Here is a 5,750-nt window from a genome sequence, read left to right as displayed (position 1 = left end):
CCCCCTCAAGGGGGGAGATCAGCAGGCCAGATGCTCCGCCCGCAGCTTATCCTTCATCCGCTTGATCGCCGGCTCGCCGCCGGCCGCCAACTTATCGGCAACCCGGGCCAGCTCATCGTCGGCCTTGCGATATTTGCTCCCCCAGGCGCCGAGCGTCGCCAGCACCGGCAGCAGGTCGATGCCGGCTTCCGTCAGCCGGTAGATCGCCTTCAGCGAGTGAGAAGGATCTTGGCTGCGGGTGAGGATGCCTTCATCCTGCAGCGTCTGCAGCCGCTCGGCGAGCGTGCGCGAAGAGATGCCCTCGTCCGACTGCAGGAATTCGCGAAAATGTTTTTTCCCGGCAAAGACCAGGTCGCGGACGATGAGCAGCGTCCAGCGGTCGCCGAGCAGTTCGAGCGAGAGGCTGATCGGACAGCCGGACCTATCCCGGGTCGACATGGCTACGGTTCCGTTTTTAAATCACTTTACAATTGACATCATTCATTGAGCGGGTCAATACTTCCAAAAGTAAACCGTTTTCAGAAACACGAGTAGGACCGCCCAATGAAGAAGCTCATCCTGCAGATGCAGATGTCGGTCGACGGCTTCGTCGGAGCTGATCAGGACCATCGCTGGCAGCTTTGGGAATGGGGCGACGACAGAGACTGGGACGACGAACTCAGGCAGGACTTCAACGCTGTGTTCGAGAACGTTGACACCATTCTGCTCAGCCGCAAGATGGCCGAGGAGGGCTACCTGAACCACTGGGGCAATGCGGCGCGGAAGTTCCCACAGGATCGTTTCTATGCCTTCGCCAAGCGTATCGTCGAAGCGCGCAAGGTCGTGCTGAGCGACAGGCTGAAGGTCTCGCGATGGGAGCGCACGAGTATTGCCAGCGGTGACTTGCCGCGCGAGGTCAGTGCGTTGAAGGCGGGCGAGGGCGGCGATATCGCCGTCTTCGGCGGCGCCGGCTTCGCCTCGGCGCTGATCGCCGCCGGCCTGATCGACGAGTTCCAGCTCTTCATCAACCCGGCGGTGCTGGGCAGCGGCCGCCGTATCTTCGACCAGGCCGGCTTCGCCAGGCTGACGCTGATCGGCTCGAAAGCCTATGCCTGCGGCATGGTGGTGAACCGCTACGCGCCGGCCGGGTGAGGGACCTGGATCACTCCGGCAGAAGGCCGTCTCAACCGCTTGTTCGCTGCGCTTTTCCCGGAGGAAAGGGGAACCGCCCGTGGTCCGCCTTACTGGCCTTGACGAGACCCCAGTACATTGATTTCCCGGTATCCCGCCTCATCGTTGGCCACGGCCGCGAGCTGCAGGGCTTCATGCGATGTCAGGCCAATGAGCACGCGGCCACCAAATTCGGCGGGCTCCTCACTAGCCGTATCAAACACCGTCCAGCGGTCGGTCGGGTCCTGTAAAGCGACGAATCTCATCCGAGACTCCATCCATGAAGGACTTCTAATATAGAAGGTGTTTCATGGCGGTCCTGTGATCTAGCCCACATACGCTTTTGTCCGATTCGATACCGGACGGCAAATCCGCGCCGTGCGCTCGGGCAACACAAGAGGCCTCGCCGCCGTCACCGCCCCGCCGCCTGGTCGGCGTCGGTCAACGTGCCGAGGAAGGCGACGATGTCGTCGATCTCGGCGTCGGTCAGCGCCGGCCTGTCGCCCGGCTTCCTGCCATTGAAGGGCGGGTCGGTGTTGAGGTTTCCCCAGCAAACCTTTGGCAGGTCGTCGAATTTATGAACCTTGCCGTCGGCATTCTTCGGATACCAGCGGCCGGGATCTGTGTCGCGGCTGGCGTAGAAGGCGACTGCTTCGCGCAGCGTGTGGAAATAACCGTTGTGGAAAAAGCTTTTGCGCAGCGCGACGTTGCGCAGCGTCGGTGTCTTGAACAGGCCGCAATATTCCACCCGGCCCTTGAAATCGGTGCGCAGTGGGCCACACAGGCCAAGGTCGAAATAGTTGGGATCGGCATTGGCGGCGATAGCCGGGTTGCGCGGCACGGCGATCGCGATCAGGCCGTAATCGGTGAATTGCGGCGGCTTGCCGTCGTTTGCCGGTTCACCTAGATGGCAGCTCGCGCAATTGCCCTTGGCCTCGTCTTCGAACAGCGCGCGGCCGTGCAGCTCCTGCGCGGTAAGCTGCGCCTTACCAGCGAGGAAGGCGTCGTAGCGGCTGGAATAGGGATAGAAGTCGGCGCTGCTCTGCTCGAAGGTGCCGAGCGCCTCGACCGCGGCGTCGAATGCGTCCTGGGGATGATCCAGCACATCGGCGCCAAACGCCGCTTTGAAGGCATCGGCATAAGCCGCCTTGCGCAAGGCTGCGACTATGGCGGCTTCATCTTTGTTGCCCATCTCGAAGGGCGAGAGCAGCGGGATCCTCGCCTGGTCCTTGCCATGGTCGGCGCGTCCGTCCCAGGTCAGCCCGCCGGTCGGCCCGTTGTCGACGCTCTCGTCGCCCTCGTCCTCGGAATCGTAGAAATGCTCGGTGAAGGCGGGCGCCGCCTGCAGGTAGCGCAGCGACGGCACTGCGCGTAGGCCGGGCCGGTCGAGGTTCGGCCCGCCCATTTCGACCGGCGCGGCGGAAGCTGGCCCGAAGGCATGGTTGGGGTCATGGCATGACGAGCAGGCCTGCCTGCCCGAGGCCGACAGCGACGGATCGAAAAACATCTGCCGCCCGAGCGCCGTCAGCGCCGCGGCGCGCGCAAAGGCTTCCTGACGTGACATCGCGCCGGGATTTACGCCCGCCGGCAGGCCATAGGCGGGCCAGAGGATAGCGAGGGCGGCGAGCGTGGCGGATTTCCATCGTGGCATGAGGGCGATCCAGTTTGCCTTTTTGCGTAGGGGTGCTTTGCTACGGATTGATGACCGGCAAAACGAATTGCCAAGCTGGAACACCCCTCATCCGTCCGCTTCGCGGACACCTTCTCCCACAAGGGGAGAAGGGGAAGTCCGCGCCTACCTCGCCGCCAATCGCCAACGTTGGTGGTTGGCAGAGGCGCTCGAGACAGCGCCCCTTCTCCCCTTGTGGGAGAAGGTGGATCGGCGCGATAGCGCCGAGACGGATGAGGGGTGTTCCAGCTTGGCGCTATCCAATGAACCTGTCACAAAGCTGACAAGCGCCCGCCCTAGCGTCGCCCGGTTCCTCCAGCCATTCCCCAGCCACGAGGCATCTCCCATGATCCGGTCCTTTCTCTCCCTTTGCCTCGCCTCCACGGCGCTTGCATCGTTCGCTTCCGTCGCCCATGCCGCTCCTCCCGGCTACGACAAGATCGACACTGTCGTGGTGATCTACGCCGAGAACCGCAGCTTCGATAATCTCTATGGCGATTTCCCCGGCGCCAACGGCCTGGCCAATGTCTCGGCCGAGCAGGCCCGTCAGCTCGACCGCGACGGCAAGCCGCTCACCGAACTGCCGCCGGCCTGGGGCGGGCTGACCGGCAAGGGCGTGACGCCGGCCGTCACCGAGGCGCAGACGGCGCATCTCGCCAACGCGGCCTTCGCGATCGACGACCCCAAAGGCTTCAACGAGAATGCCGGGGTGATCACTCGCGACCTCTGGCACCGCTTCTACCAGGAGCAGATGCAGATCGACGAAGGCCGGAACGACAAGTTCGTCGCCTGGGCCGATTCCGGCGCGATGGTGATGGGTCACTATGACGGCTCGGTGCTGCCGATGTGGGATATCGCCAAGAAATACGTGCTCGCCGACAATTTCTTCCAGGCCGCCTTCGGCGGCTCCTTCCTCAACCACATCATGCTCGCCTGCGCCTGCGCGCCGTTCTACCCGCATGCCGACACCAGCCCGGTGAAGGGCCAGATAGCTGTTGTCGAGCCGGACGGCGTGACGCTGAAGGTGGCCGAAGATTCGCCGGCCTCGGCGCTCGCCGGCGCGCCGAAATTCGTCAATGACGGCGCGATCACGCCGGACTTCTACGCCGTCAACACCATGCAGCCGCCTTACCAGCCGAGCGCCAACAAGCCGGCAGAGGGCGGCGACAAGGCGCTGGCCGATCCGGCGCAGCCGACCACGCTGCCGCCGCAGCACGACATCACCATCGGGGATCTGCTTTCGCTGAAGAGCGTGAGTTGGGCCTGGTACGCCGGTGCCTGGCAGGCGACGCTCGACGGCAAGAACGCGACGGCGCTGCCGAACTTCCAGTTTCACCACCAGCCCTTCAACTATTTCGCGGCCTATGCGCCGGGCACGGCCGCGCGGGCCGAACATATCAAGGACGGCGGCCTCGATGGCACCGAGTTCATCAAGGCGATCGACGACGGCAAGCTGCCGGCCGTCACCTTCTACAAGCCGCAGGGCAATTTGAACGAGCATGGCGGCTACGCCGACGTGACCTCCGGCGACAAGCACCTTGCCGATATCGTCGCGCATCTGGAGAAGAGCCCGCAATGGGCGCATATGCTGGTCGTCGTCACCTATGACGAGAATGGCGGCTTCTGGGACCATGTCGCGCCGCCCAAGGCCGATCGTTGGGGCCCGGGCAACCGCGTCCCGGCCCTCATCATCTCGCCCTATGCCAAGATGGGCACGGTCGACCACACGCAGTATGATACTACCTCGATCCTGCGCTTCATCACCGCCCGCTACGACCTGCCGGTGCTGCCCGGCCTCATCGCCCGCGACAAGGCGCTGCGCAACAACGACCAGCCGCCGATGGGCGATCTGACGGCGGCGCTCGATCTGACGAAGTAGCGCGTCTGGGTTGAGTTTCCTCGCCCCCACGAAGTGGGGAGAGGTGGCTCGGCGAAGCCGAGACGGAGAGGGGGAGCGCCCTACGAAGGCCCCCGCTCCGGCCGCTTCGCGGCCACCTCTCCCCTGCTTTCGCGGGCGAGGAAATGGCCTTCCGCGATTGCCCTGACGAATTCCCGTCCGCTATTGATGGCTCTTCAGCCAGATCGGACGAAGGACATTCGATGAGCGAGCTAAAAATCAGAACTCGTGCGACCGGTGCACTCGCCATCCTGCCGCCGGGCGGCCTGCCGGCGGTGACGACGCCGACCGGTGGCACTGTCGACGTGGTGACCTCGGTCAGTGCGCCGGGCTTCAACCCGCTCGACCTGCTCTATGCTTCCTTGGCTGCCTGCATGGTGCTGAGCGCGCGCATCGCGGCGAACCGCCTCGGCGTCGCCGACCGGCTTGGCGAGGTGAGGGCGGATGTCAGCGGCGAGAAGGCGAAGGACGAGCCCTCGCGGGTCGTCACATTCACCATCCAGCTGGAGATCTCCGGCGATCTCGACGCGGCCACCAAGCAGCGCATCGTCGAGGATGCCGAGACGATCTGCACCGTCTCCAACACACTGCGCGGCGCGCCCGCGCTTAACGCGATGCTGGGGTGAGGGGCACCCAGTGGCGCATCTTTCCCCGATCGACTACGCGACCGCCTCTGAAGAAATCCGCGCCGAGCATGACCGGGAGCTCGCGCTGCGCGGCCGCATGACCAACATGAAGCGCATCCTGCTGCACTCGCCGGCAGCCCACCGCATCTACGCCGAGTGGTTCACGCTGCGCGATCTCTTGCGGCCCACGCTCGACGACCGCGCTATCTGGCTGTTCTCGAAGGCGATCGCCGAGACGATGCGCGCCGAAATCCCGGTCACCTTCTTCCGCCGCGCGCTGATCCACAATGGCCTCGATCCGGAAGCGATCATGCCGTCCGCCGACGAGGCATTGTTGATCTCCTTCGGCAATGCCATTGCCGCTGACGCCAACGACATTCCGGACGAAATTTGGACCGCACTCAAGACG

General features: G+C 64.3%; 7 protein-coding genes. 4 read left to right on the top strand and 3 right to left on the bottom strand.

What is annotated here, in order from left to right; translation table 11 throughout:
* Positions 1 to 18: 18 nt before the first annotated feature.
* Positions 19 to 438, bottom strand: coding sequence for a helix-turn-helix domain-containing protein (locus tag EOA29_RS22765; RefSeq protein ID WP_126094745.1), 420 nt, complete (start codon positions 436 to 438; stop codon positions 19 to 21).
* A gap of 105 nt (positions 439 to 543) precedes the next feature.
* Here EOA29_RS22765 and EOA29_RS22760 point away from each other — a divergent pair, with 105 nt between their 5' ends.
* Complete coding sequence (locus EOA29_RS22760) at positions 544 to 1,131, top strand: dihydrofolate reductase family protein (RefSeq protein ID WP_126094744.1); 588 nt, start codon at positions 544 to 546, stop codon at positions 1,129 to 1,131.
* 89 nt (positions 1,132 to 1,220) lie between these two features.
* Here the strand turns inward: EOA29_RS22760 and EOA29_RS22755 are convergent, their stop codons facing one another.
* Positions 1,221 to 1,415, bottom strand: coding sequence for a hypothetical protein (locus EOA29_RS22755; RefSeq protein ID WP_126094743.1), 195 nt, complete (start codon positions 1,413 to 1,415; stop codon positions 1,221 to 1,223).
* A gap of 146 nt (positions 1,416 to 1,561) precedes the next feature.
* Positions 1,562 to 2,800, bottom strand: coding sequence for a cytochrome c peroxidase (locus EOA29_RS22750; protein WP_127221587.1), 1,239 nt, complete (start codon positions 2,798 to 2,800; stop codon positions 1,562 to 1,564).
* Positions 2,801 to 3,164: 364 nt separating this feature from the next.
* Between EOA29_RS22750 and EOA29_RS22745 the strand changes: the two genes are divergently transcribed.
* The 3 genes from EOA29_RS22745 to EOA29_RS22735 all read left to right on the top strand — a co-directional run.
* Entirely contained in the window at positions 3,165 to 4,697 is a 1,533-nt protein-coding gene (locus EOA29_RS22745; protein WP_126094741.1) for an acid phosphatase, read from the top strand.
* 221 nt (positions 4,698 to 4,918) lie between these two features.
* The gene (locus tag EOA29_RS22740; RefSeq protein ID WP_126094740.1) at positions 4,919 to 5,341 is read left to right on the top strand and encodes an OsmC family protein; all 423 of its coding nucleotides are present in this window, start codon (positions 4,919 to 4,921) and stop codon (positions 5,339 to 5,341) included.
* A 10-nt stretch (positions 5,342 to 5,351) separates the two neighbouring features.
* Positions 5,352 to 5,750, top strand: a 399-nt coding sequence (locus EOA29_RS22735) for a hypothetical protein (RefSeq protein ID WP_127221585.1), incomplete at its 3' end; no start/stop codon positions are given.

The organism is Mesorhizobium sp. M1E.F.Ca.ET.063.01.1.1, assembly GCF_003998155.1.
Classification (GTDB): Bacteria; Pseudomonadota; Alphaproteobacteria; order Rhizobiales; family Rhizobiaceae; genus Mesorhizobium.
Note: the sequence above shows the minus strand (reverse complement) of the source record. Positions and strands in the feature narration are given on the sequence as shown.

Excerpts from the sequence above, each read along its gene's own strand:
- EOA29_RS22765 (WP_126094745.1), bottom strand. The coding sequence starts at position 438 with ATGTCGACCCGGGATAGGTCCGGCTGTCCGATCAGCCTCTCGCTCGAA.
- EOA29_RS22760 (WP_126094744.1), top strand. The coding sequence starts at position 544 with ATGAAGAAGCTCATCCTGCAGATGCAGATGTCGGTCGACGGCTTCGTC.
- EOA29_RS22755 (WP_126094743.1), bottom strand. The coding sequence starts at position 1,415 with ATGAGATTCGTCGCTTTACAGGACCCGACCGACCGCTGGACGGTGTTT.
- EOA29_RS22750 (WP_127221587.1), bottom strand. The coding sequence starts at position 2,800 with ATGCCACGATGGAAATCCGCCACGCTCGCCGCCCTCGCTATCCTCTGG.
- EOA29_RS22745 (WP_126094741.1), top strand. The coding sequence starts at position 3,165 with ATGATCCGGTCCTTTCTCTCCCTTTGCCTCGCCTCCACGGCGCTTGCA.
- EOA29_RS22740 (WP_126094740.1), top strand. The coding sequence starts at position 4,919 with ATGAGCGAGCTAAAAATCAGAACTCGTGCGACCGGTGCACTCGCCATC.